Consider the following 23,602-nt stretch of genomic DNA (forward strand, 5'->3'; position numbering starts at 1 on the left):
TGCGCATGAACTTTCCAGAAATCGAATCCGATTTCGGGATCATGCGCCGGAGGAATGCCCCGGGATCATGCTCTATCTGTCGGACACCTGCCAGCGCGGATTGATCCATGGCTCCTGGTTGGAGGGCGCCAGCGGCGTGCGGCCGAGAATGTGGTCGGAGGCCTTCTCGCCGGTCATGATCGACGGCGCGTTGAGGTTGCCGTTGGTGACACGCGGGAAGATCGAGGAATCGGCGACGCGCAAGCCCTCGACACCGATGACCCGGCATTCCGGATCGACGACACTCATTGCGTCGTCGGCTCGCCCCATCTTGCAGGTGCCGCAGGGGTGGTAGGCGCTCTCGGCATGGTCGCGGATGAACACGTCGAGATCGTCGTCCGACTGCACATGGCTGCCCGGCGAGATTTCTTCGCCGCGATAGGCGTCGAACGCCTTCTGGCCGAAAATCTGTCGCGTCAGCCGGATGCAGTGGCGGAACTCGGCCCAGTCGTCCGGATGCGACATGTAGTTGAAGTGGATCACCGGCTTCGATTTTGGATCCGGCGAGCGCAGCGTCACCGAGCCGCGTGATTTCGACCGCATCGGTCCGACATGGGCCTGGAAGCCATGCGACTTCGCCGCCGCCTTGCCGTCATAACGAACCGCCGCCGGGATGAAGTGGTACTGGATATCGGGGTAGTCGACGCCGGCGCGCGAGCGCACGAATGCCGCCGCCTCGAAATGGTTGGTGGCCCCGAGGCCTGATTTGAAGAACAGCCACTGCGCCCCGATCATCGCCTTGGAGAACGGGTTGAGCACCGAATTCAGCGTGATCGGCTTGGTCGATTCCTGCTGGATGTACAGCTCCAGATGATCCTGCAGGTTGCGGCCGACGCCGGGCCGGTCGGCCACGACGGCAATGCCGTTTTCGCGTAAATGGTCGGCCGGGCCGATGCCGGACAGCATCAGGATCTTGGGCGAGTTGATCGACGAGGCGGCGACGATCACCTCACGTCGCGCCTTAACGACCTGAATCTGCTTGTGAGCCTCGATCTCGACGCCGATGGCGCGTTGATTCTCGATGATCACCCGCCGGGCAAAACCTTTGACCAGACTCACGTTTTTACGCCTGAGCGCCGGCTTCAGATAGGCTGATGCCGCCGACCAGCGCCGACCGCCCAGAATGGTCTGCTCCATCGCGCCGAAGCCTTCCTGCTTGGCACCATTGTAGTCGTCGGTCAGTTCGAACCCGGCCTGACGGCCCGCCTCGACGAAGGCACCATAGAGCGGATTGCGCCGCGAGCCGCGCTGCACATGCAGCGGCCCACCATGTCCGCGCCAGCCGTCCTCGCCTCCGTCGGAATCTTCCATGCGCTTGAAATAGGGAAGCACGTCGGCAAAGCCCCAGCCGGCCGCCCCCTGTTCGGCCCAATGATCGAAGTCGCGGGCATGGCCGCGCACATAGACCATCCCGTTAATAGAGGACGAACCGCCGATCACCTTGCCGCGCGGCGTCGCCAGCACACGGCCTCCGAGATGGGATTCAGGTTCGCTGGCGAAGCCCCAGTCATAGAGGCTCATGTTGAGCGGGATCGACAGCGCCGACGGCATCTGGATCAGCGGCCCGATATCGCTGCCGCCGAATTCGATGACGATGACCGAATGCTTGCCGTCTTCCGACAGGCGATAGGCCATGGCCGAGCCGGCGGAGCCGGAGCCGATGATGACGAAATCCGCTTCAAGCATGGTTCATGTCAGCCCATTATTCATATGCGTGATGAAATCGGCGAGCGAGACGTTGCCGCCGGTTGCGACCACAAGAACGGTCTTGCCCTTTACATCCACCTTGCCGCCGAGCAGTGCGGCCAGCGATGCCGCGCCTGACGGCTCCAGCACCAGCTTCATCCGCTCGAAGGCGATCCGCATTGCCTGCCGCACCGATTGATCGTCCACCGTGATGCCCCGCACGCCCGCGGTCTTGACCGCCGCGAAGGGCGCGTCGCCTGGGCGTCGCGACATAAGCCCGTCGCAGATCGATTTCGGGCCGATCGGCATCGTCTCGATGCTGCCATGCGCCAGGGAGGCACCCATGCCGTTGAAACCTTCCGGCTCGACGCCGATGATCTCGGTAGCCGGCGACAAATAGTGGAAGGCAAGCGAAACGCCGCCGATCAGCCCGCCACCGCCGACCGAGCAGAACAACAGATCGGCGCTGGCATCCTTGGCGGCAAGCTGGTCGAGCGCCTCGAGGCCAGCGCCCGCTTGGCCGGCGACGATCTCGGGATCGTCGAACGGATGCAGGAGAGCCACGCCTTCGGTCTCGGCGATTTCGCGCGCCTTGGCGGCGGCGACCTCCTCACGGGCGCGCTCGCCATGATCGGTGAGCACGACTCGCGCGCCGTAACCCGCCGTGGCGTCACGCTTGGCGGCCGGCGCGTCGATCGGCATGACGATGGTGACGGGAATGCCGAGCGCCTGGCCAGCGGCGGCCAGCCCCTGCGCGAAATTGCCGGAAGAATAGGCGACGACGCCCCTTTTCGCTTCGTCGGCCGAAAGCCGCTTCAGCCGCCAATAGGCGCCGCGTATCTTGAAGGATCCGGCCCATTGCAGCGATTCCGGTTTGACGAAGACACGGGCCGCACCTGTCTCGCGCGCCAGTGCCACCGATTCCAGCAGCGGCGTGATCTGCGTCGCCCGGGACGTGACGGCATAGGCCTGCTTGAGATGGTCGAGGGTAGGGACAAGGATCTGGGTCATCATTCGCCTCGCGGGAACCGCTTCTGCTCTTCGAGCACGTTGAGATCCATGTGGTTGCGCATGTAACGTTCCGACGCCTTTTGCAGCGGCTGGAATTCCCAGGGGTAGTGCATGCCGTTGCGCAGCGCCGGATAGACCACCCAGCGCCGCGCCTGGCTGGCGCGCACGGCGGCATCGAACGCCGCCATGTCCCAGCGCGCGCGGACTTTTTCCATGAACGTCGCCACCAGCCCGGCATGCGCCGGATCGGCGGCGAGATTAGCCAATTCATGGGGGTCGGATTCGATATCATAGAGTTGAGGCGGATCGATCTCGCAATGGACGAACTTGTAACGGCCATCGCGGATCGCCACCAACGGCGCGTTGGAGCCTTCGGCGGCGTATTCCATCAGCACTGGTGCGGTGCGCTGCTTGCCATCCAGCAGCGGCAGCAGCGACTGGCCATCGGTCCATGGCGCGATTGCGCTCATGTCGATGCCAGCGAGGTCGCAGAGCGTCGGCGTCACATCGAGATTGGAGACCGGCGTGTCGATCCGGCCGGCCGGCACGCCCTTGCCAGCGATCATCAGCGGCACCCGCGCCGAGCCCTCGAAGAAGCACATCTTGAACCAAAGCCCGCGCTCCCCAAGCATATCGCCGTGGTCCGAGCAGAACAGGATGATTGTGTCGTCGAGCATGCGCGTGCGCTCCAGCACCGACAGCAACTCGCCGACCTTGTCGTCGAGATAGGAGATGTTGGCGAAATAGCCGCGACGGGAGCGGCGGATCTGCTCGGCAGTGATGTCGAAACTGTCGTAGTCGCAGGCCTTGTACAGCCGCTTCGAATGCGGGTCCTGGCTGTCATAGGGAATGAAGGCCACTTCGGGCTCGAGCGCCGCGCAATCCTCGTAAAGATCCCAATATTGCCGCCGCGCTACATAGGGATCGTGCGGATGCGTGAAGGAAACCGTCAGGCACCAGGGCCGGTGCGCGGCGCCGTCGGAGACGCGGGCGAAATCATAGAGCTTCTGCACAGCGTGGAAAGCGACCTCGTCGTCATACTCCATCTGGTTCGAGATCTCGGCGACGCCGGCACCGGTCACCGAGCCCAGATTGTGGTACCACCAATCGATGCGCTCGCCGGGCTTGCGATAGTCCGGCGTCCAGCCGAAGTCAGCCGGATAGATATCGGTCGTCAGCCGCTCCTCGAAGCCGTGCAATTGGTCGGGCCCGACAAAATGCATCTTGCCCGACAGCACCGTGTGATAGCCGTCGGAACGCAGATGATGCGCGAAGGTCGGGATGGACGAGGCGAATTCGGCAGCATTGTCATAGACCTCGGTGCGCGACGGCAACTGGCCGCTCATGAACGAGGCCCGGCCCGGCGCACAGAGCGGCGAGGCCGTGTAGTTATTCGCAAAGCGCGCCGAGCGTGCGGCCAACGCCTTCAGATGCGGTGCATGCAGGAAGGCCGCCGGTCCATCGGGGAATAGCGTTCCGTTGAGTTGATCGACCATGACGATCAGGAAATTGGGTCGTTTCGCTGTCACTGTTTTTGCCGCTCGCCGAGTTTGGTTTCGAGATAATCCTCGACGAGCGCGATCGCGGTTCCGGCGTCGGGCACGCCGTCCTTCAGCGCACGCCTGATGTACAGCCCGTCGATCATCGCCGCTGTCGCTTCGGCGGCACGGTCGGCCTCGGCCCTGGGCAGGATGCCGGTTAGCCCGCTCATGAGGTTCGAATGCAGCCGTCGCGCATAGACCCTGAGCAACCGCCGCAGCGAGGACGATTTCTGTGCCTCGACGTAGAAGGCGAGCCATGCGGCGATGGTTTCCGGCTGGAATTGGATGTCGGAGAAGTTGACGGCGACCACGGCCGAGACGCGTTCGCGCGGGGACGCTGCGGATTGCAGCGCGCGGCGCATATCGATGGTCAGTTCGGCCAGGATGTGCCGCATCGTCGCGAACAGCAGCTCGTCCTTGGCGCCGAAATAGTGATGGGCAAGGGCCGAGGACACGCCAGCGCGCCCGGCAATCTCGGACATGGTCACATCAAGCGAGCCGCGCTCGCCGATCGCCGAGATCGTCGCATCGATGAGCGCCTTGCGGCGCAGTGGCTCCATCCCGACTTTCGGCATCTCGCTAGGTTCCTCTAAAGCAGGATTATTTTTTATTGACGGATCAATCAACAAAAAAATCGTCGCAGGCTCGACCTGCACCAAGCGATTGTCTGGTTCCGGCCCTTCACGGCGAACGCAGGAATGTTTACATTTGAACAATAAAGGCGAAGTGCGCCATAGGCCCACATGCTAGGCTGGCGCCAAGGATGGAGACCGCCATGACCGCATGCATCGTCGGCTGGGCGCATTCGCGTTTCGGCAAGCTCGAGGGCGAAACGCTCGAAAACCTCATCGTCAAGGTCGCGACGGACGCGCTCGACCATGCCGGAATCGGCCCGGACGATGTCGACGAGATCGTGCTTGGCCATTTCAACGCCGGCTTTTCGGCGCAGGATTTCACCGCAAGCCTGGTGCTGCAGGCCGATGACCGGCTGCGCTTCAAGCCGGCGACGCGCGTCGAGAATGCCTGTGCGACGGGATCGGCGGCGGTCCGGCAAGGTATTCGTGCCATCGATGCCAACGCGGCCCGCATCGTGCTGGTAGTCGGCGCCGAGCAGATGACGACGACGCCCGGGCCGGAAATCGGCAAGAACCTGCTGAAGGCCTCCTATCTACCCGAGGACGGCGACACGCCGGCAGGGTTCGCCGGCGTCTTCGGCAAGATCGCGCAGGCGTATTTCCAGCGCTATGGCGACCAGTCGGACGCGCTCGCCATGATTGCCGCCAAGAACCACAAGAATGGCGTCGACAACCCCTATGCCCAGATGCGCAAGGATTTCGGCTATGATTTCTGCCGGCAGGAAAGCGAGAAAAACCCCTTCGTCGCCGGCCCGCTGAAGCGCACGGACTGCTCGCTGGTTTCCGACGGCGCCGCCGCCCTTGTCCTGGCCGACACGGCAACGGCTTTGAAGATGCGCCGTGCGGTTGCCTTCCGCGCCAACGAACATGTGCAGGATTTCCTGCCGATGTCGAAGCGCGACATCCTGGCCTTCGAAGGCTGTGAACAGGCCTGGACCCGTGCGCTGAAGAACGCCGGCGTTACGCTTGACGATCTGTCCTTTGTCGAGACGCATGACTGTTTCACGATCGCCGAACTAATCGAATATGAGGCGATGGGTCTGGCGAAACCCGGTGAGGGCGCCAAACTGGCGCTTGACGGCACGACGGCAAAGGACGGCCGCTTGCCGGTCAATCCCTCCGGCGGACTGAAGGCCAAGGGTCATCCGATCGGCGCAACCGGTGTGTCCATGCATGTCTTGACCGCCATGCAGCTTGTCGGCGAAGCCGGCGGCATCCAGGTGCCGGGCGCAAAGCTTGGCGGCATCTTCAACATGGGTGGCGCGGCGGTGGCCAACTACGTTTCCATTCTCGACCGGATCAGGTAAACCGCCCCTGCATTCGCGGGAGGTGACATTGGCAAATCCGGTTGTGATCGAGGTTCTGCGCGGTTCGATCGTCGAGAGCGCCCATCGCGGTGCCGTTGCGGTCTTCGATGCCGACGGCAAGTCGGTCTGGGAAATCGGCGACACCTCAAGGCCGGTGTTTCCACGCTCGGCGGTCAAAGCCATCCAGGCCTTGCCGCTGGTCGAAACCGGTGCTGCCGACGCTTTTGGCTTCGGCAACCGCGAACTGGCGCTGGCCTGCGCCTCGCATTCGGGCGAGCCGGCGCATGTCGAACTGGCGCGAGCCATGCTGGCCAAGGCCGGACTGGACAAGTCAGCGCTCGAATGCGGCGCGCATTGGCCGTCGAATCATGACGCGGAGATCGCGCTCGCCCGCGCCGGCGATTTGCCGAATGCGCTGCACAACAACTGTTCGGGCAAGCATTCCGGCTTCCTCTGCGCCTGCGTCCATTCCGGCATCGCCCACCGCGGCTACGTCAAGGCGGGGCACGCCTTGCAGGAGATGGTGCGCGACGCGATGCAATCGGTCACCGGGGCAGTGCACGGCCCGGATGAGCGGGCGACCGACGGCTGCTCGATCCCGACCTATGCCGTACCGCTTAGGAGTTTCGCGCTCGGCTTTGCCCGCATGGCCACCACAAATGGTTTTGGTCCCGAGCGGGCCAAGGCGGCAAAGCGGCTGCTGGGCGCCTGCATGGCGGAGCCCTTCTTCGTTGCAGGCACTGGCCGCGCGGATCTGGCGCTCATGGAAGCCGCACCTGGCCGGATTTTTGCGAAAGGCGGCGCCGAAGGCGTCCACTGCAGCGCGCTACCTGAACTTGGCCTCGGCATAGCGATCAAATGCGATGATGGTGCCGGCCGCGCCGGCGAAGCCATGGCTGCCGCCGTCCTTGCCCGATTGTTGCATACGGACGAGGCCTTGGCGGCAAAGCTAGACGGAATGGCAAACGCGCCTATCGAAAGTCGGGTCGGGGCCAAGGTCGGGGCACTGCGGCCGACACAAGCCTTGAATTGAAAGCAGCGATCAACTGACCCGGTTGCGCTCGACTGTCAGATGCGCGAAGCCGCTGTTGCTCAACTGGGTGAGGTCGGCCGTCACCGGTTCCGCCCAGCGCTGCCCGACGACGGCGCCGTTCAACGTGCCGTCAATGACGTTGTCGGAGATGACGGCCGTGCCCGCACCTTCGGCCACGCTTACGGCAATGCCGGTGCCTGTCTTGCGGATGATGTTGCCGGTGGCCACGACATTGCGCAGGTATGGGCCCCAGCCGATCGACATGCCATAGAGCGGTGCGTTCTCGATGACGTTGTTGGAAGCGACAGTGTCGGCCTCGACGGCTATACCGACGCCGAAGCCGGGCGGATCGGCCGGGTAGGGGCCGGTGGTCGACAAATTGCGCACGACGTTGCCCGAGCAGATGCCCATGCGGCCGCCTTCGTTGAAGTTGACGATCGAGATGCCGTTGGCTGCGCCGTCGACGATATTGTTGCTGATGACGGCGCCCTCGAATGAGAATTCGGAATAGACCGCTGTCTCGCCCGAGCGCGAGCAGGTGTTGTCCGATATCTGCAGGTTGCTCGAGCTGTTGGCCCTGATAGCCGAAAAGGCGCAATCCGAAACCACATTGCCCGAGATGACGACATTGCCGGCGCGAAAGGCGTTGATGCCGTTTCCGTTCTGGCCGGTCCCGCCGCTGCGAGCGCCAATGCGTTCGACGCGGTTGCCGGTGACCATGGTGCCGTCTTCCGCCGCCTGCCAGCGGTGCACGAGGATGCCGCCATTGCCGCAGTCCGAAACGGTGTTGCCGGTAATCGCTAGGCCGCTGGCCTCGACCGAATAGATGCCGGCATCGGCGGCGCCCGATACGTCCGACCGTTCGATGCGGCCCGCTGCGTGTTCCAGCGCCAGTCCACTCTTGCCGCTCCCGGTTATCTGGCAATTGTCGACGACGAGATGGCCGACCCGGCGCAGATCGAGCAGCCCTTGCGCGTAGTCGCCCATCGACCGGTTCGCGCCGTCGAAAACCAGCCCGCTCAGTTCGATATGGTCGGCCTGCTCGGCCATGAAGAGGTGGCCGTCGCCGCCATAGACGATCCGCGTGGCACCCGGCACGCCGGAAAGACGCACGCGGCCGGGCAGCGAGAGGTTGGAAACAACATAGGCGCCGGGCGGCAGGAACACCGGCATATCGCGGCTGTTCGCGTCACGCAGTAGCTTGGCAAAGGCCTTGCTCTGATCATCGAAGGTGCCGGTTTGTACGCCCAGTTCGGTGGCATTGATAGAACCGCGCATCGAGGCCTTTTCGATACCGGTAAGGCTCGCGGCTGCGGCCTTGCCGAGCGAGAGGCCGATGACGGCAAAGCCGGCGGTCTGCGTCAGCAGCGTTCGTCTGTTCAACATCGGCACAGAATCCCAGTGTTCAATCCTGACACCGCAGGAATCGTGCCAGACGCCCAGGTGCCTGTTCTCAGCAGCAATGGCTTGTCGCGCAGGCATTCGGCGCCTAAGTTCAGCAAATGAGCAGAGCTTTTACCCGCGAAGAAGACAGCGAGAATGCCATTGCTGGTGTCGGTGAGCGACCGATCAGCCCGCACCGCAATCTGGTGACCGAGCGTGGCCTTGCGCTGATCGAGGACAATCTGGCCGACTTGCGCGATGTGCTGGCGAAGGCCGAGAGGCGGGGCGACCGCGAGCGCATCGCGGTGGTGTCACGCGACCTGCGCTATTGGACCGCGCGGCGGGAGAGCGCCGAGCTTTCCACACCGGAGCCCGGCAGCGACGTCGTTCGCTTCGGCATGGGTGTCACGCTGGAAGGCGATGACGGCAAGAAGGTGCACTGGAAGATCGTCGGCGAAGACGAAGCGGATCCGTCGAAGGGCAGCATTTCGCATGTTTCGCCGATGGCGATCGCCCTGTTCGGCAAGAAGGTTGGCGACGTGGCTGCTGTAAACGGCAAGGAATGGGAAATCGTCAAGCTCTCGGACAGCTAACCTTCGAGCTTGACGACATGGTCGCGGAAGAACGCCGCGGCGCCGGCCTCGTCGATCTCACCCGCGGCAACCATCAACACCATCTGGATGATGTCCTCCTGGTCCGCTTCGACGCTTAATCCGTTGAAATAGAGAAACAAGTCAGCTGCGGCAAAAGCCGTGCGCTTATTGCCATCAACGAACGGATGGTTCTTCGCAACGCCGAAAAGATAGACTGCCGCAAGTTCACAAAGATCGGGCTCGCCATAGGCCTCTTTCTGCTGAGGTCTGGCGAGGGCTGATTCCAGCATACCTTCGTCGCGAATGCCCGATGCACCGCCATGAAGGCGCAACTGCTCGGCATGCATTGCCTCCACGAACTCTCGCGAATGATGTTCAGTCATTTGGCGAGAGCGCGATAGGCAACTTCGTACTTCTTCATTCGTTCGCGCGCGATCTTCATCTTACGCTCGAACTCCTCGGCAGAGTCTTCCAAGCGACGTAAACGAAGCTCCTGCCCTTCTTGGACGATGACCACGTTGTCGCCTGTCTTCAAATTCAACCGATCGAGTAGTTCTTTCGGCAGGATCAGGCCATCGGAATTGCCAATTTTGCGAATAGTGGTGTTCATGACGAAATATCCCGTTGCAACCGGGATTATAACGCGGCCTATTGGGTGTTGCAACAAAAATTATAACTACTCTAGCCTTCGGGCAACAACCTGTCCATCAACCGATCCGCCGCCTCCGGAATAACAGTTCCCGGCGGGAAGATTTCCGCGGCACCAGCTTGCAGCACCGCGTCATAATCCTGCGGCGGGATGACGCCGCCGGCCACGATCAGCATGTCGCCGTGGCCGAGCTTTTTCAACGCGTCGCGCAATTCGGGGATCAGCGTCAGGTGCCCTGCCGCCAGCGACGAGGCGCCGATGATATGGACATCATGCTCGACCGCCAGCCTGGCGATCTCCTCCGGTGTCTGGAACATCGCGCCGACGGTGACGTCGAAGCCGAGGTCGGCGAAGGCGGTGGCGATCACCTTCTGCCCACGGTCGTGGCCATCCTGTCCCATTTTGGCAACGAGAATGCGCGGCTTGCCGCCGGTCTTTTTCTCGAAGGCACAAAGCTTGTCCTGCAGCCCATCGACCACGAGATTGTCGCCAAGCGCCTTGCGATAGACGCCGGAAATGGTCTGCACGGTGGCGACGTGCCGGCCAAAGGCTCTTTCCAGGGCGTACGAGATTTCGCCGACCGTGGCATTGGCGCGCGCGGCACGGATGGCGAATTCCAAGAGGTTCTCATTGCCTTGCGCGGCACGGGTCAGCGCATCGAGCGCGCTTTCCACGGCGGCGACATCGCGCGTGCCCTTCAGATGCTGCAGCTTAGACAATTGCCGGGCTCTCACCTCGGCGTTGTCGATCTTCAGCACATCGACCTCGATGTCGGTCTCCGGGCGATGCGCGTTGACCCCGACCAGCATCTGCTCCCCGGAATCGATGCGCGCCTGCGTGCGCGCGGCCGCTTCCTCGATGCGCAGCTTGGGAATACCCTGTTCGGTCGCGGCGGCCATGCCGCCAAGCGCCTCGACCTCCTCGATATGGGTCATCGCGCGCGCCGCCAGGTCATGGGTGAGCCGTTCGAGGTAGGCCGATCCGCCCCACGGATCGATGATGCGCGTGGTTCCGGATTCCTTCTGCAGGATGAGCTGCGTGTTGCGGGCGATGCGGGCCGAATGGTCGGTCGGCAGCGCCATCGCCTCGTCGAAGGAGTTGGTGTGCAGCGACTGCGTATGGCCCTGCGTCGCCGCCATCGCCTCGATCATGGTCCGGATGATGTTGTTGTAGGGATCCTGTGCCGTCAGCGACCAGCCGGACGTCTGGCAATGGGTGCGCAGCGACAGCGAACGCTCGTCCTTCGGCGCGAAATTCTTCTCCATCAAGGTCGCCCACAGCAGGCGCGCGGCCCTGAGCTTGGCCACTTCCATGAAGAAATTCATGCCGATCGCCCAGAAGAAGGACAGGCGTGGCGCGAAGCGGTCGATATCGAGGCCTGCCGCCACGCCGGCGTGAGCATATTCGATACCATCGGCGATCGTATAGGCAAGCTCCAGGTCGGCGGTCGCGCCGGCCTCTTGCATGTGGTAGCCTGAGATCGATATCGAATTGAACTTCGGCATGTTCTTTGAAGTGTAGGAGAAGATGTCCGAAACGATCCGCATCGACGGTTTCGGCGGATAGATGTAGGTGTTGCGGACCATGAACTCCTTCAAAATGTCGTTCTGAATGGTCCCGGCCAGATCCTTCTGCGCAACGCCCTGTTCTTCCGCCGCGACGATATAAAGCGCCATGATCGGCAGTACCGCGCCGTTCATCGTCATCGACACGGTCATGTCGCCGAGCGGAATGCCGTCGAACAATTGCCGCATGTCGAGGATGGAATCGATGGCGACGCCCGCCATGCCGACGTCGCTTGCGACGCGCGGATGGTCGCTGTCATAGCCCCGATGCGTGGCGAGATCGAAGGCAACCGACAGGCCCTTCTGGCCGGCGGCAAGATTGCGCCGGTAAAAGGCGTTGGACTCCTCCGCCGTCGAAAAGCCGGCATATTGCCGGATCGTCCAGGGCTGCTGGACATACATGGTCGGGTAGGGCCCGCGCACGAAGGGCAGCAGGCCCGGATAGGTATCGAGATGCGGCAGGCCCTTGAGGTCGCCCTGGCTGTACAGATGCTTGACGACAAGACCTTCGGGCGTCATCCGCTGGCCCTTGACCTCTTCCGATGCGCGGCGCGGCGGCGCCCAGCCGATCTGACTGAAATCCGGAATCAAGATGCGGCCCCGATGGATTGGTCGATGCGGACCGGAAACAGCGGTTCGCAAAGCACGACGCCTTCAGTGAAGGCAGGGCGCCGTTCGGCGTCGAGCGTCTCGACTGGACGCTCGCTTTTCAGCGGATAGAGCGTGGTGCCGATGATCGCCCGCTCGCCCACCTTGAAGGCGGCTGCGCGCCGAGCGGCCGCCGTGCGGACGCGTTGCTGGATATGTCCTTGCTGAAGGCTGGACAGCACCCCCCCCTCGGCCTCGATCGCCTGCAATTCCACCCATGCCGCAGCGCAAAGATCTGATGTCAGCGCTTCCACCGCGCCGGAACCATAGGCGGGATCGGCGACATGATCGACATGGCTTTCATTGGCCATGATTAGTTGCGCGTTGCGCGCGACACGGCGGGCAAAAGGCGCCGGCAGACCGTGCGCGATGGTATGCGGCAGGTTGGAGATCGAATCGGCTCCCCCCGCCGCCGCCGCGAAGCAGCCGATCGTCGTGCGCAGGATGTTGGTCTCCGGGTCCAACGCCGTCATCATGCGGAATGATGTCTCGGCATGGATATTGGCCGTGGAATTGGGAATCGAGCAGGCTTCCTGCACCCGTGCCCAAAGCCTGCGCAAGGCCCGCACCTTGGCCATCGACAGGAACTGGTCCTGGTCGACACTCAGCGCGAAGCCGATATGAGGTGCCGCATAGATGAGCGGCTGCCGGGCTTTTTCGAACATCCTCAGATACGAGACCGCCGAAGCCAGCATGATGCCGAGTTCCTGCGCTTCCGTGGCACCGGCATTGTGGAAGACGCGCCCGTCCGCTTCCAGAAGCACACCGGGAACGTCCATCGAGAAGAAATGCGCCAGCGATTGCGGCATCGATTCCTGCAATGCCTCGATCGACATGCGCAACCTGCCGGTCCCGGCAAGAATCGCGGCCGGATCGATGCCGAAGGAGAGGTTGAGCGTCGCCGGATCGGAGCGGCGCTTGCTCAGGAACGCCACCAGCCAGTCGGCCATGGGGCGGCTCCAGGGATGGGTGTCGATGCGGATCTGGACCTGGTTGAGAGGCACGCTCTCCAGCACCGTTTCAAGCGCCTGCGCAGTCCTGGGCAGGCCGTAGCCGAATGCGTTCGGAGCACCTTCGAAGACGAGCGACAGTCCGGTCGCGCCCTGCGCGATATCATCCAGGACCTGGGCCTTGGCACGATCGACATCTGGGTCGTCGACGCGCTGGCTAACGATCCAGGGCGATCGGGGATTCGCGCGTACGATCGGTTCAGCTCCGGTCGCACGCTCGTGGAGCGGCTCGATGCGGATGTTGTCGTCGGTGTGCGAAACCAGCTTTTCCTCGAAGGACGCCCCGGCCAACGCCTTTTCCGCCAAGGCCAGCCATCGCTGGCGTTCGGCATCCGCCGGTTCAACATCCCTGGTCAAGGCTCCAGCGCCCATCCATCTTCCTCTTTTATGTGGCCGCACCAGCCGGAGCAGTTCAGTCTACGGTCACCGGTCGGTTATCGCAATGCACGATCAAGGTCTGAATTCGATCCATCGGATATAGGTCGACTTGTGTGGACGAACCATGAACGATTGCCAAACACCAGCAAAATCCGCAAGCACGAAAAAACCGATCGCGACGATTGGCATTGTCGCTCCGCAACGGCCTCACTATACCTTCGGGCAAAGGCTGGCTTTAGACACATCAGTTTGCGGAGACCCGGTATATGGCTGACGACACCAGTATTTTCATCGGCGCCAGCCGCAAGCCCGACGACAGCTATCAGCGTGCCGAAAACCTGCTGCTGCAATACGGGAATCGTCACGGCCTGGTGACCGGTGCCACCGGCACCGGCAAGACCGTCACCTTGCAGATCCTGGCCGAAGGATTTTCGAATGCCGGCGTGCCGGTGTTTTGCGCCGACATCAAGGGCGACCTGTCCGGCATCGCCATGATGGGCACGGCACAGGATTTCCTGGTCAAGCGCGCCGCGCAGGTCAAGCTCGATCCATACAATTTCCAGGAGTTCCCCGTGATCTTCTGGGACCTGTTCGGTGAGCAGGGTCACCCCATCCGCGCGACCATTTCGGAAATGGGGCCGCTGCTCCTGTCGCGGCTGATGAACCTGAGCGATGCACAGGAAGGCATCATGAACATTGCCTTCCGCATTGCCGATGAAGACGGCCTGCTGCTGCTCGACCTCAAGGACCTGCAGGCGCTGCTGGCCAACATCGCGGAGCGCGCCGACGAGATCAGCGCCCGCTACGGCAATGTCACCAAGCCGTCGGTCGGGGCCATTCAGCGCACGCTCCTGGTGCTGGAACAGCAGGGCGCGGCGAACTTCTTCGGCGAGCCGGCGTTGCGGATTTCCGACATCATGCGCACCACGCGTGACGGCCGTGGCGCTATAAGCGTGCTGGCCGCCGACAAGCTGATGATGAACCCGCGCCTCTACGCGACCTTCCTGCTCTGGCTGATGTCGGAGCTGTTCGAGGAATTGCCGGAAGTCGGCGACCCCGACAAGCCGAAGCTGGTCTTCTTCTTCGACGAGGCGCATCTGCTGTTCGACGAGGCGCCAAAGGTGCTGATCGACCGCGTGGAACAGGTGGTGCGTTTGATCCGTTCCAAGGGCGTCGGTGTCTATTTCGTCACGCAGAACCCTCTGGATATCCCTGAGAAGGTGCTGGCCCAGCTCGGCAACCGTGTCCAGCACGCACTGCGCGCCTATACGCCGCGCGAGCAGCAGGCGGTGAGGACGGCCGCCGAAACGTTCCGTCCCAATCCCGATTTCGACTGCGCCACCGCCATCACCCAGCTCGCCACCGGCGAAGCGCTGGTCTCGACGCTGGAGGCCAAGGGCGTTCCATCCATGGTGCAGCGCACGCTGATCCGTCCGCCGTCCTCGCGCCTTGGCCCGATCACGCCGGACGAGCGCCGCCAGCTGATCGCGGAGAGCCCGGTCGCCGGCCAGTACGACCAGGTCGTCGACCGCGAGTCGGCCTTCGAAATCCTGCAGAAGAAAGCCAGGGAGGCGCAGGATGCCGAACAGCAGGCGGGCAGCGGTGGCTCGCGCTGGACCATTCCAGGGTTTGGCGATGATGATGCCGCGCCGTGGTCCGGCGGCAGGCGGGCGCCGGCGCCGCGCCCCTCCAATCGTCAGACGGTGGCGGAGGCCGCGATCAAGTCGGTGGTGCGCTCGGTCGGCTCGTCGGTTGGACGCGCCATCGTACGCGGGATTCTGGGCAGTCTTTCAAGAGGCCGCTGAGCCCCGCACCAGTCAGCAAAGCTGGCTTATAGCGCCGCGAGTTCGTTCGGACGCGCGGCGCCATGCATTTCGGTGGGCGCGACCGAATTAGAAAATCGCGTCGGTTACCGCTTTCACCGGTCCAAGAAGCACCGACCCCGCCGGCACGCCGGCGTCGATCGGGATGGCCTTGCGGTTCCCAGTCGCCACCATCGGCTGGCGGGCGTCGCTGGTCACGATGACCGGGGTCTTCTGGGGCACGCGGTCGTAGAGGTCGATGATGTCCTGGTTCATCAGGCGCACACAGCCCGACGACACCGATTTGCCGATCGAGCGCCATTCCGGCGAGCCGTGCAGGCGATAGAGCGTGTCCACATTGCCCTGGAAGAGATAGAGCGCACGCGCACCGAGCGGGTTCTTCAGACCGCCGGGCATGCCGCCATTGTCGGCGCTGTACTGCTTCAATTCCGGCTGCCGGGCGATCATTTCATCCGGCGGCGTCCATTTCGGCCATTTCTGCTTCCACTGGACGACGGCGTCGCCCGACCATTCAAAGCCGGCGCGGCCGAGACCGACGCCGTAGCGGATGGCTTGCCCGCCCGGACGGACCAGATAGAGGAAATGGCCCGTCGTATCGACGACGATGGTTCCCGGCTTCTGGCCGGTCGGGTCAGGCACGATCTGGCGCAGGAACTGCGGATCGATCTTGTCGACGGGGATGGCCGGAAGATCGAAGCCGCCATCGCTGACGGCCGCGTACATCGACGCATAGTCGGCCAGAGGCGGCTCGACATAGGCTGGCGGGGGAGGCTGAACCGGCCCAGGTCCGGTGGTGGCGCATGCGGAAACCGCGATCGAGGCTGCGCCCAGCGCTGCGGCGTTGAGGAAGCCGCGACGGCTCAGGCGATAGGATTCGATTTCGGTTATGGACATGGCTGCCTTCTTTAAGACTCAAATTCCAACAAAGCGTGAATTCGCTTGCCGCTACGCGGGTGCCTGACAACACCTGAGGCGATAGGCGGTTCCGATTCTGGCCCGAACGTGGACAAACAAAGGCGAAGCTGTGACTGCGCTGCCACTGTGGCGCCAGGGTCACAGGCAGTTGGCTTAAGCTGTGACAAGGGCTTCAAGGGACGGCAGTATCAAGGTCGGCGGAAAGTCCCGGTATTCTTCGGGCTGATTGGAACGGTTGATCCAAACCGTGCGGAAACCGAATTTGGTGGCGCCCGCGATATCCCAGCGATTGGAGGATTGGAAGGAAACCGCGCCGGGGTAGAGCCGCCAGCCGGTGGCGACCATGTCATAGACCGCCGGATCGGTCTTGAAGCGCCGCACCGCATCGACGGAATAGATCTCGTCCAGAACCTGATCTAGCGCGGCGGACTTGACCGCCGCTTCCAGCATTTCGGGCGAGCCGTTGGAGAGGATCGCCAGCCTGGCACCCGAAGCCTTGAGCGCTTTCAGCACAGCCGGCACTTCCGGGTAGCAGTCCAGCCGCCAATAGGCTTCCAGCAACCTGACCTTGAGGCTTGGATCGGCCGAAGGGACCTTGCGCAACGCGAAGTCGAGCGACTGCTCGGTCAACTGCCAGAAATCGGCATAGGCGCCCATCAGTGTGCGCACCCAGGAGTATTCGAGCTGCTTGGCGCGCCAGATTTCGGACAGGAGTTGACCGGCCGGGCCGATTTGATCGGCATGGCGGCGCACGGCGGCATGCACGTCGAACAGCGTGCCATAGGCGTCGAAAACATAGGCGGCATATTGCATATCAACAGTTTTGAGACGCGGCGCGGCAAGGCGCAAGCCTTGATTGCATCGCGCCGTCGCTGGCCTCAACAAAACTCCTTGATGCTGGTTGACGGCGCCGGCCAAAGCATCTTCCAATGGCTGTCACACGAGATTGATCCGAACGGGACAACGCGATGACACTGGCGGCAGCAGCGCAATCCGCGACATGGACTTTCGTTGATGGCGACTGGCACGAAGGCAATGTCGCCATTCTTGGCCCGCGCAGCCATGCCATGTGGCTGGGCACCAGTGTGTTCGACGGGGCTCGCTGGTTCGAAGATGTGGCGCCCGACCTCGACCTCCACGCCAGGAGGGTGAACGCCTCGGCGATCGCTCTCGGCCTCAAGCCGAATATGACGCCCGAACAGATCGTCGGGCTGACCTGGGACGGATTGAAGAAGTTCGATGGCAAGACGGCGGTCTATATCAGGCCGATGTATTGGGCCGAGCATGGCGGCTACATGGGCGTGCCGGCCGATCCCGCATCGACCCGCTTCTGCCTTTGCCTCTACGAATCGCCGATGATCGCGCCGACCGGCTTTTCCGTGACGGTGTCGCCGTTCCGGCGTCCGACCATCGAAACGATGCCGACCAACGCCAAGGCTGGTTGCCTCTATCCCAACAATGGCCGTGCCATCCTCGAAGCCAAGATGCGCGGCTTCGACAATGCGCTGGTGCTGGACATGCTGGGCAACGTCGCCGAGACCGGCAGCTCCAACATCTTCCTGGTCAAGGATGGCCACGTGCTGACGCCGGCGCCGAACGGCACCTTCCTCTCCGGCATCACGCGCTCGCGGACGATGACGTTGCTCGGCGACTATGGCTTCAGGACCACCGAAAAGACGCTGGCGGTGCGCGATTTCCTCGAAGCCGACGAGATCTTTTCGACCGGCAACCATTCCAAAGTGGTGCCGGTCACGCGCATCGAGGATCGCAACCTGCAACCCGGGCCGGTAGCCAAGAAAGCGCGCGAACTCTATTGGGATTGGGCGCATTCAACGCCGGCCAGCTGATCCCGTCCGGCGTTTTGTCGCAACGCGGTTTCGTTTCTGGAAACCGTGTGACAGTTCGCCGGAACCCGCCTAGAAAGAGCGTCCGACGCTTCATTTCGGAGTTGTCCGAGCCCGATCCAGACCTATCTTGATCCGGTATCCATACCGGATTTTCATCGAGGGAGTACCGTCCATGGCTTTTGAATTGCCCGCTCTGCCTTACGACTACGAGGCCCTGCAGCCCTACATGTCGAAAGAGACGTTGGAATATCACCACGACAAGCACCACAAGGCCTATGTCGACAACGGCAACAAACTGGCCGCGGAAGCCGGCATGGGCGACCTGTCGGTCGAAGAGGTGGTGAAGCAATCGTTCGGTAAGAACGCCGGCCTCTTCAACAATGCCGCGCAGCACTACAACCATATCCATTTCTGGAAGTGGATGAAGAAAGGCGGCGGCGGCAACAAGCTGCCTGGGGCTCTGCAGAAGGCGGTCGACAGCGACCTCGGCGGCTACGACAAGTTCAAGGCCGACTTCATCGCGGCCGGCACGACGCAGTTCGGTTCGGGCTGGGCCTGGGTTTCGGTCAAGGACGGCAAGCTGGCGATCTCGAAGACGCCGAACGGCGAGAACCCGCTCGTTCATGGCGCCTCGCCGATCCTCGGCGTCGATGTCTGGGAACACTCCTACTACATCGACTATCGCAACGCGCGGCCGAAATATCTTGAGGCCTTCGTCGATAGCCTGATCAACTGGGATCACGTTCTCGATCTCTACGAAAAGGCCCGCGGATGACGCCGAAAATCGGACACGATTTTCGGAAAGGATCATGCGCAGCATCCTTGGCGCGCCAAGGGCGCGCGGTGGTGTAACAGCCTGATCGATCTTCGGAAAAGCCCCGGCAGCCCGGGGCTTTTCTTTTTCTGCCTCGAGATCCGCGCCAGCAAGGGTCTGGAAAAGTCATCAGGAGGCAAAGGGAATATTCCGTTCGCCACATCCGTTTACGTCGTGTCCCCAAATGCCTTCATCACGGAGCCAATTGAATGAGAAAGCTTATCGTCGCCATTTCCATGCTCGCAGTTGCCGGCTCGGCCGCATTTGCGGACCCGATCCTCGATCGGCAAGCTCTGATGAAGGAACGCGGAAAGATCGTCGGCGGCCTGTCGAAAGTGGTCAAGGGTGAGGAGCCTTTTGATGCCGCTGCCGTACTGGCGCAACTGCAGGCCCTGCAGGCGAATGCGGAAAAGTTCGATGTCGGTGCCCTGTTTCCGGCGGGCAGCGACGCGGGCGATACCACGGCGGCGCCGAAAATCTGGGAAGACATGGCAGGCTTCAAGGCCGCGGAAGACAAATATCTCGCCGACGTCAAGGCGGCAACCGCCGCCACGCCCGCCGATATCGATATATTGAAGACGAAATTCGGTGCCATCGCGTCCAATTGCGGCGCCTGCCACCAGAGCTATCGGGTGAAAAAAGGCTGATAGCGGGCAATGCCCTTCGTCAAAAAACTCGTCGGCGTGCTCATTGCCCTGGGCGGCGTCGGCGCGGTTGCCGGATGGGTCCTCTCGGCGCCCGTGACCTTGGACACGCAGACCCTGGCCAAGCTCGGGCCTGGCGATGCGGCCAGAGGCAAGCGCATCTTCTATGCCGGCGGCTGCACCTCCTGCCATGCAAAGCCGGGTTCACGGGGCGATGCGCGGCTTCAGCTCGTGGGCGGTCTTGAACTGAAGACGGCGTTCGGCATTTTCGTGCCCCCCAACATCTCGCAAGATTCCAAGGACGGTATCGGTGCCTGGTCGTTCGAGGATTTCGCCAATGCGATGCTCAAAGGGGTGTCGCCGTCTGGCGAGCATTTTTATCCGGCCTTTCCCTATGCGTCCTACGCACGCATGAAGTCATCGGACATTGCCGATCTCTATGCTTTCCTGAAGACACTGCCTGCGGTCGCCGGCAAGGCGCCGGGCAATTCGCTCGCTTTCCCCTTCAACATCCGTCGCGGCATCGGCCTGTGGAAACGGCTCTATCTCAGTGACCAGCCGGTCGTTGCCTTGCCCGATGGTGCGCCTGACCCGGTGGTGGCCGGCCGCTACCTGGTCGAAGGGCCGGGCCATTGCGGTGAATGCCACACGCCGCGCGACTTCGCGGGCGGCATTAGGAAAAGTGAATGGCTGGCCGGTGCCGTGGCCGCCGAAGGCAGCGGCGTCGTCCCGAACATCACATCGGGCGAGGGCGGTATCGACAAGTGGTCGGAGGCCGACATTGCCAACTACCTCGAAACCGGTTTCACGCCCAGTTTTGATTCCGTAGGCGGCGCGATGGTCGATGTACAACACAACATGGCCGAGCTGACAGCGGGGGATCGTGCGGCGATCGCGGCCTACCTCAAGGCGATACCGCCGCATCCAAATGGCTACCCGGCGCGCAAGAAAGCCACGAACTAAAGCGGTTCATCGTTTCAAGGAACGCCGACCCGCTCGATCTCTCTTTTGACGCAATTCCGGACAGAAAACCGCTTCACACCTTTCCTGGGATTGCTTTAGCTAGTTGTCGGATGACGGATGGCGGTCGCCCAGGAAATCGAAGCCCGCCTCGAAGAAATGGTTGTAGTTGCAGGTCAGTTCTTCGCCGGCCGCGATGTCGCGCAGGGCAAAACTCTCCTCGGGCGAGGAGACGTCGCAGTTCGGCTCGTCGGCATGGTTCATGTAGCGAGCATCGTCCGCTTCGAAGACAATGTAGTTTGGATCGCGCCGGTCTGGATAGGCGTAGCGGTCGAGATAGCTCTTCACCGGACCGCTTTCGCCTTCATAGGTCTCGACCGCAATGATCCGGTCGAACCTTGGATCCAGCTTCCAGATCAACGTGCCGCGGGCAATAGGGTTCTTGGCAAAAACGCCGATGCCCTGGATTGGCGATTTGTCGAGATACACGTCGACGAGCAGCATAATGGACCCTTGTGCGAGGCGGGCGTCTTGGCCCGGAGAAAACGTGCCTTTGGGTAGCGCGAGGCCGCCGCGATTGCGAGCGGAAATGAGCAATGCGGAATTCAAAAAGCCATGATCGCCATCGTTGCGCGTGCGATCGTCAGCAGCGTGGCTGGACTCGGAATAAGACAAAGCCGAGCAAAAGGACGATGTAAGCTGTCAATGCGGACGGATGGGTCATCGAAGCGTTTGCTCGGCAAGCTGCGCCTTCCCGGTCACCTTCAGCGTGAAGGAATAGGTATAGGCGATCTCCTCCAGGCGGGAAAAGCGGCCCGACGCACCGGCATGGCCGGAATCCATATTGATCTTGAACAGCACCGGATTGTCGCCGCTCTTGCGGTCGCGCAGCCGCGCCACCCATTTGGCCGGCTCCCAATAGGTAACGCGGGGATCGGTGAGGCCGGCGAGCGCCAGGATCGGCGGATAGTCGAGCGCGGCGACATTGTCGTAAGGCGAGTAGGCGGCGATCGTCCGGTAGTCGTCGGCTGACGCGATCGGATTGCCCCATTCCGGCCATTCCGGCGGCGTCAGCGGTAGCGTCGCGTCCAGCATGGTGGTGAGAACGTCGACGAAGGGAACTTCGGCGACGATGCCGCCAAAGCAGTCCGGCGCCATGTTGGCGATGGCGCCCATCAGCATGCCGCCGGCCGAGCCGCCTTGCGCGACGATGCGGTCGTGCGCCGTATAGCGCTCGGCAACGAGGTGGCGCGCACAGGCGATGAAATCGGTGAAGGTGTTCATCTTGTGCGCCCGCTTGCCGTCATCGTACCAGCTGTAACCCTTGTCCTTGCCGCCGCGGACATGGGCAATGGCAAAGACCAGGCCGCGGTCGACCAGCGAGAACCAGTTGGTGTTGAAGGCTGCCGGCACGGTGACGCCGTAGGAGCCGTAACCATAGAGCAGGCAAGGTGCCGATCCATCCAGCGGTGTGTCGCGGTGATGCAGAAGCGAGATCGGCACCAGTTCGCCGTCGGCGGCGGGTGCCATCAGTCGTCTGGTGACGTAATGGTCCGGGTCGTGCCCGGACGGCACGTCCTGCGTCTTGAGCAGCACACGCTCGCGGGTGCGCATGTTGTAGTCGAACACCTGCGACGGCGTCGTCATCGACGAATAGGAAAAGCGCATGATTTCGGTGTCGTATTCATAGGAACCCGAAAGACCGAGCGAAAACGCCTCCTCGTCGAAGGAAATCAGGTGCTCCTCGCCGCTCGCGCGATCGCGCACGACGATGCGCGGCAGGCCCTCCTTGCGCTCGAGCCGGACCATATGATCCGTGAAGCCGATCACCGACAGGATCAGCCGGCCCGGCTCATGCGGCACCAACTCCTGCCAGTTGGCGCGCACCGGATCGTTTGCCGGCGCCGTCATGATCTTGAAGTCCTTCGCGCCATCGGCATTGGTCAGGATGAAGAAGATGTCGCCGCCTTCTTCCAACTCGTACTGAAGACCGGTCTCGCGCGCCGAAACCAGCTTGGGTTCGGCAAACGGATCGCTGGCGCTCAACAGGCGATATTCCGAGGTCTCGTGATCGTTGATACCGATCATGATCCATTGGTTGTTACGGGTGCCGTCGACATTCATAAAGAAGCCGGGATCGCTTTCCTCATAGATCAGGCGGTCGTTTTCAGGGGCCTGCCCCAATGCATGGAACAGCACCTTCGACGGCCGGTGGTTGGAGTCGAGACGCGTGTAGAAGAAACCGTCATTGCCCGCGTCCCACACACCCGAACCGCCGGTGGCGGCAATCTGGTCCGCCAGGTCCTTGCCATCGGCAAGATCGCGCACGCGCAGTGTGTAGAATTCAGAGCCCTTGTCGTCGAACGCCCACAAGAGCTTGCGGTGATCGGCCGAATGGTCGACGCCGCCAAGCCGGAAATAGGCCTTGCCCTCGGCTTCTGCGTCACCGTCAAGCAGGATCTGTTCTGCGCCGCCGTCGCGCGGCATGCGGAAATAGCGCGGCTGCTCGCCGCCGAGCTTGAAGGAAGAACCATAGGCATAAGGTCCGTCCTTCATCGGCACGGAGGAATCGTCTTCCTTGATGCGGCCTTTCATCTCCTTAAAAAGCTGCTTTTGCAGGTCGACCGTGTCTGCCATCAGCTTCGACTGGTAGGCGTTCTCGGCTTCGAGTTCGACACGGATCGCGCCATCGAGCAAGGAAGGATCCCTGAACATCTCCTGCCAGTTGTCGGCCCTCAGCCAGGCATATTCATCGGTTCGCGTGATGCCGTGATGCGTGTCGAAAACCGGCCTTTTCTCGGGTGTTGGCGGGGTGACGATCGGAAATCGGGGGAGCTTGGTCATTGCGTCTCGCTCTGGAAGTATTCTTGAAACCTGTTCGATATCGCCAACCAACCGGCATTGGGCAGCAGGCGGTTCGTTATCGCTGGCGTGAGGTCTGGCACGATCCGGCCAGGAAAGGCAACTTCGTCACCATCCGGCCCTATGGCAAGTGCCCCGTGTTGATCGACCGGCATCGGTTGGCCCTGAGGCAGGCGGCGGACAGACATCGTAAGTTTGCTTCCGCAAGAAAAATCGATGGCAACCTGCGGTTTCGTGAAAAGATATGAACAACCAAGTT

The 23,602-nt window shown here is 62.3% G+C and carries 22 protein-coding genes; 9 read left to right on the forward strand and 13 right to left on the reverse strand.

From position 1 onward, the window contains the following. Positions 1-72: 72 nt before the first annotated feature. From betA to betI, 4 genes are read right to left on the reverse strand one after another with little or no spacing between them, the layout of a single operon-like run. On the reverse strand, positions 73-1,725 hold the full coding sequence (betA, locus tag FJ548_RS03050; RefSeq protein WP_140776732.1) for a choline dehydrogenase: 1,653 nt from the start codon (positions 1,723-1,725) through the stop codon (positions 73-75). Between the two features lie 3 nt (positions 1,726-1,728). Continuing rightward, complete coding sequence (locus tag FJ548_RS03055; protein ID WP_140776837.1) at positions 1,729-2,736, reverse strand: threonine/serine dehydratase; 1,008 nt, start codon at positions 2,734-2,736, stop codon at positions 1,729-1,731. Beyond that, positions 2,736-4,265, reverse strand: coding sequence for a choline-sulfatase (gene betC / locus FJ548_RS03060; protein WP_140761285.1), 1,530 nt, complete (start codon positions 4,263-4,265; stop codon positions 2,736-2,738). The genes FJ548_RS03055 and betC overlap by 1 nt, the downstream gene beginning before the upstream one ends. After that, positions 4,262-4,852 (reverse strand): transcriptional regulator BetI, encoded by a 591-nt coding sequence (betI, locus tag FJ548_RS03065; RefSeq protein WP_140776734.1) that lies wholly within the window; start codon positions 4,850-4,852, stop codon positions 4,262-4,264. Before betI ends, betC begins: the two co-directional genes overlap by 4 nt. A gap of 200 nt (positions 4,853-5,052) precedes the next feature. Between betI and FJ548_RS03070 the strand changes: the two genes are divergently transcribed. Beyond that, entirely contained in the window at positions 5,053-6,219 is a 1,167-nt protein-coding gene (locus FJ548_RS03070) for an acetyl-CoA acetyltransferase (RefSeq protein WP_140761282.1), read from the forward strand. 28 nt (positions 6,220-6,247) lie between these two features. Continuing rightward, entirely contained in the window at positions 6,248-7,252 is a 1,005-nt protein-coding gene (locus tag FJ548_RS03075; RefSeq protein ID WP_140761279.1) for an asparaginase, read from the forward strand. Between the two features lie 9 nt (positions 7,253-7,261). Here the strand turns inward: FJ548_RS03075 and FJ548_RS03080 are convergent, their stop codons facing one another. Next, positions 7,262-8,638 carry a TIGR03808 family TAT-translocated repetitive protein gene (locus FJ548_RS03080; RefSeq protein WP_140776736.1) on the reverse strand — a complete coding sequence of 459 codons (1,377 nt, stop codon included), beginning with the start codon at positions 8,636-8,638 and terminating at the stop codon, positions 7,262-7,264. A 116-nt stretch (positions 8,639-8,754) separates the two neighbouring features. Here FJ548_RS03080 and greA point away from each other — a divergent pair, with 116 nt between their 5' ends. After that, positions 8,755-9,228, forward strand: a complete 474-nt coding sequence (gene greA / locus FJ548_RS03085; protein ID WP_140613459.1) for a transcription elongation factor GreA — start codon at positions 8,755-8,757, stop codon at positions 9,226-9,228. Here greA and FJ548_RS03090 read toward each other — a convergent pair. The 4 genes from FJ548_RS03090 to FJ548_RS03105 form a co-directional block, all read right to left on the reverse strand. Beyond that, entirely contained in the window at positions 9,225-9,611 is a 387-nt protein-coding gene (locus tag FJ548_RS03090) for a type II toxin-antitoxin system death-on-curing family toxin (RefSeq protein WP_140776738.1), read from the reverse strand. The two genes, greA and FJ548_RS03090, sit on opposite strands and share 4 nt — an antisense overlap. Further along, complete coding sequence (locus FJ548_RS03095) at positions 9,608-9,838, reverse strand: AbrB/MazE/SpoVT family DNA-binding domain-containing protein (protein WP_140613461.1); 231 nt, start codon at positions 9,836-9,838, stop codon at positions 9,608-9,610. Before FJ548_RS03095 ends, FJ548_RS03090 begins: the two co-directional genes overlap by 4 nt. Positions 9,839-9,909: 71 nt before the next feature. Beyond that, positions 9,910-12,033 carry a methylmalonyl-CoA mutase gene (gene scpA, locus FJ548_RS03100; RefSeq protein WP_140776740.1) on the reverse strand — a complete coding sequence of 708 codons (2,124 nt, stop codon included), beginning with the start codon at positions 12,031-12,033 and terminating at the stop codon, positions 9,910-9,912. Further along, positions 12,030-13,472 carry a methylmalonyl-CoA mutase subunit beta gene (locus tag FJ548_RS03105; RefSeq protein WP_140776742.1) on the reverse strand — a complete coding sequence of 481 codons (1,443 nt, stop codon included), beginning with the start codon at positions 13,470-13,472 and terminating at the stop codon, positions 12,030-12,032. The genes scpA and FJ548_RS03105 overlap by 4 nt, the downstream gene beginning before the upstream one ends. 272 nt (positions 13,473-13,744) lie before the next feature. Here FJ548_RS03105 and FJ548_RS03110 point away from each other — a divergent pair, with 272 nt between their 5' ends. After that, positions 13,745-15,283: a helicase HerA-like C-terminal domain-containing protein gene (locus tag FJ548_RS03110; RefSeq protein ID WP_140776744.1), complete on the forward strand. Its 1,539-nt coding sequence runs from the start codon at positions 13,745-13,747 to the stop codon at positions 15,281-15,283. An 87-nt stretch (positions 15,284-15,370) separates the two neighbouring features. Here the strand turns inward: FJ548_RS03110 and FJ548_RS03115 are convergent, their stop codons facing one another. Next, positions 15,371-16,195, reverse strand: a complete 825-nt coding sequence (locus FJ548_RS03115; protein ID WP_140693542.1) for a L,D-transpeptidase — start codon at positions 16,193-16,195, stop codon at positions 15,371-15,373. Between the two features lie 174 nt (positions 16,196-16,369). After that, positions 16,370-17,029 carry a haloacid dehalogenase type II gene (locus FJ548_RS03120; protein WP_140776745.1) on the reverse strand — a complete coding sequence of 220 codons (660 nt, stop codon included), beginning with the start codon at positions 17,027-17,029 and terminating at the stop codon, positions 16,370-16,372. Between the two features lie 155 nt (positions 17,030-17,184). On the opposite strand from FJ548_RS03120, the gene FJ548_RS03125 reads away from it, so the two are divergent. The 4 genes from FJ548_RS03125 (at position 17,185) to FJ548_RS03140 (ending at position 20,484) form a co-directional block, all read left to right on the forward strand. Then, complete coding sequence (locus FJ548_RS03125) at positions 17,185-18,063, forward strand: branched-chain amino acid aminotransferase (RefSeq protein WP_140776747.1); 879 nt, start codon at positions 17,185-17,187, stop codon at positions 18,061-18,063. Between the two features lie 172 nt (positions 18,064-18,235). Further along, positions 18,236-18,838 carry a superoxide dismutase gene (locus FJ548_RS03130; RefSeq protein WP_140776749.1) on the forward strand — a complete coding sequence of 201 codons (603 nt, stop codon included), beginning with the start codon at positions 18,236-18,238 and terminating at the stop codon, positions 18,836-18,838. Between the two features lie 248 nt (positions 18,839-19,086). Next, positions 19,087-19,524: a cytochrome c gene (locus FJ548_RS03135; RefSeq protein WP_140611250.1), complete on the forward strand. Its 438-nt coding sequence runs from the start codon at positions 19,087-19,089 to the stop codon at positions 19,522-19,524. Positions 19,525-19,533: 9 nt separating this feature from the next. Further along, positions 19,534-20,484, forward strand: coding sequence for a cytochrome c (locus tag FJ548_RS03140; protein ID WP_140776751.1), 951 nt, complete (start codon positions 19,534-19,536; stop codon positions 20,482-20,484). A 99-nt stretch (positions 20,485-20,583) separates the two neighbouring features. On the opposite strand, the gene FJ548_RS03145 is transcribed toward FJ548_RS03140, so the two are convergent. Continuing rightward, positions 20,584-20,985 carry an SET domain-containing protein-lysine N-methyltransferase gene (locus FJ548_RS03145; RefSeq protein WP_140611246.1) on the reverse strand — a complete coding sequence of 134 codons (402 nt, stop codon included), beginning with the start codon at positions 20,983-20,985 and terminating at the stop codon, positions 20,584-20,586. 216 nt (positions 20,986-21,201) lie between these two features. Further along, positions 21,202-23,325 carry a S9 family peptidase gene (locus FJ548_RS03150; protein ID WP_140776753.1) on the reverse strand — a complete coding sequence of 708 codons (2,124 nt, stop codon included), beginning with the start codon at positions 23,323-23,325 and terminating at the stop codon, positions 21,202-21,204. Between FJ548_RS03150 and FJ548_RS03155 the strand changes: the two genes are divergently transcribed. Continuing rightward, the gene (locus FJ548_RS03155; protein ID WP_140776755.1) at positions 23,325-23,591 is read left to right on the forward strand and encodes a hypothetical protein; all 267 of its coding nucleotides are present in this window, start codon (positions 23,325-23,327) and stop codon (positions 23,589-23,591) included. The two genes, FJ548_RS03150 and FJ548_RS03155, sit on opposite strands and share 1 nt — an antisense overlap. The last annotated feature ends 11 nt before the right edge of the window (positions 23,592-23,602 follow it).

Origin of the sequence: Mesorhizobium sp. B2-4-17 (genome assembly GCF_006441275.1) — a bacterium.
Lineage (GTDB): Bacteria > Pseudomonadota > Alphaproteobacteria > Rhizobiales > Rhizobiaceae > Mesorhizobium.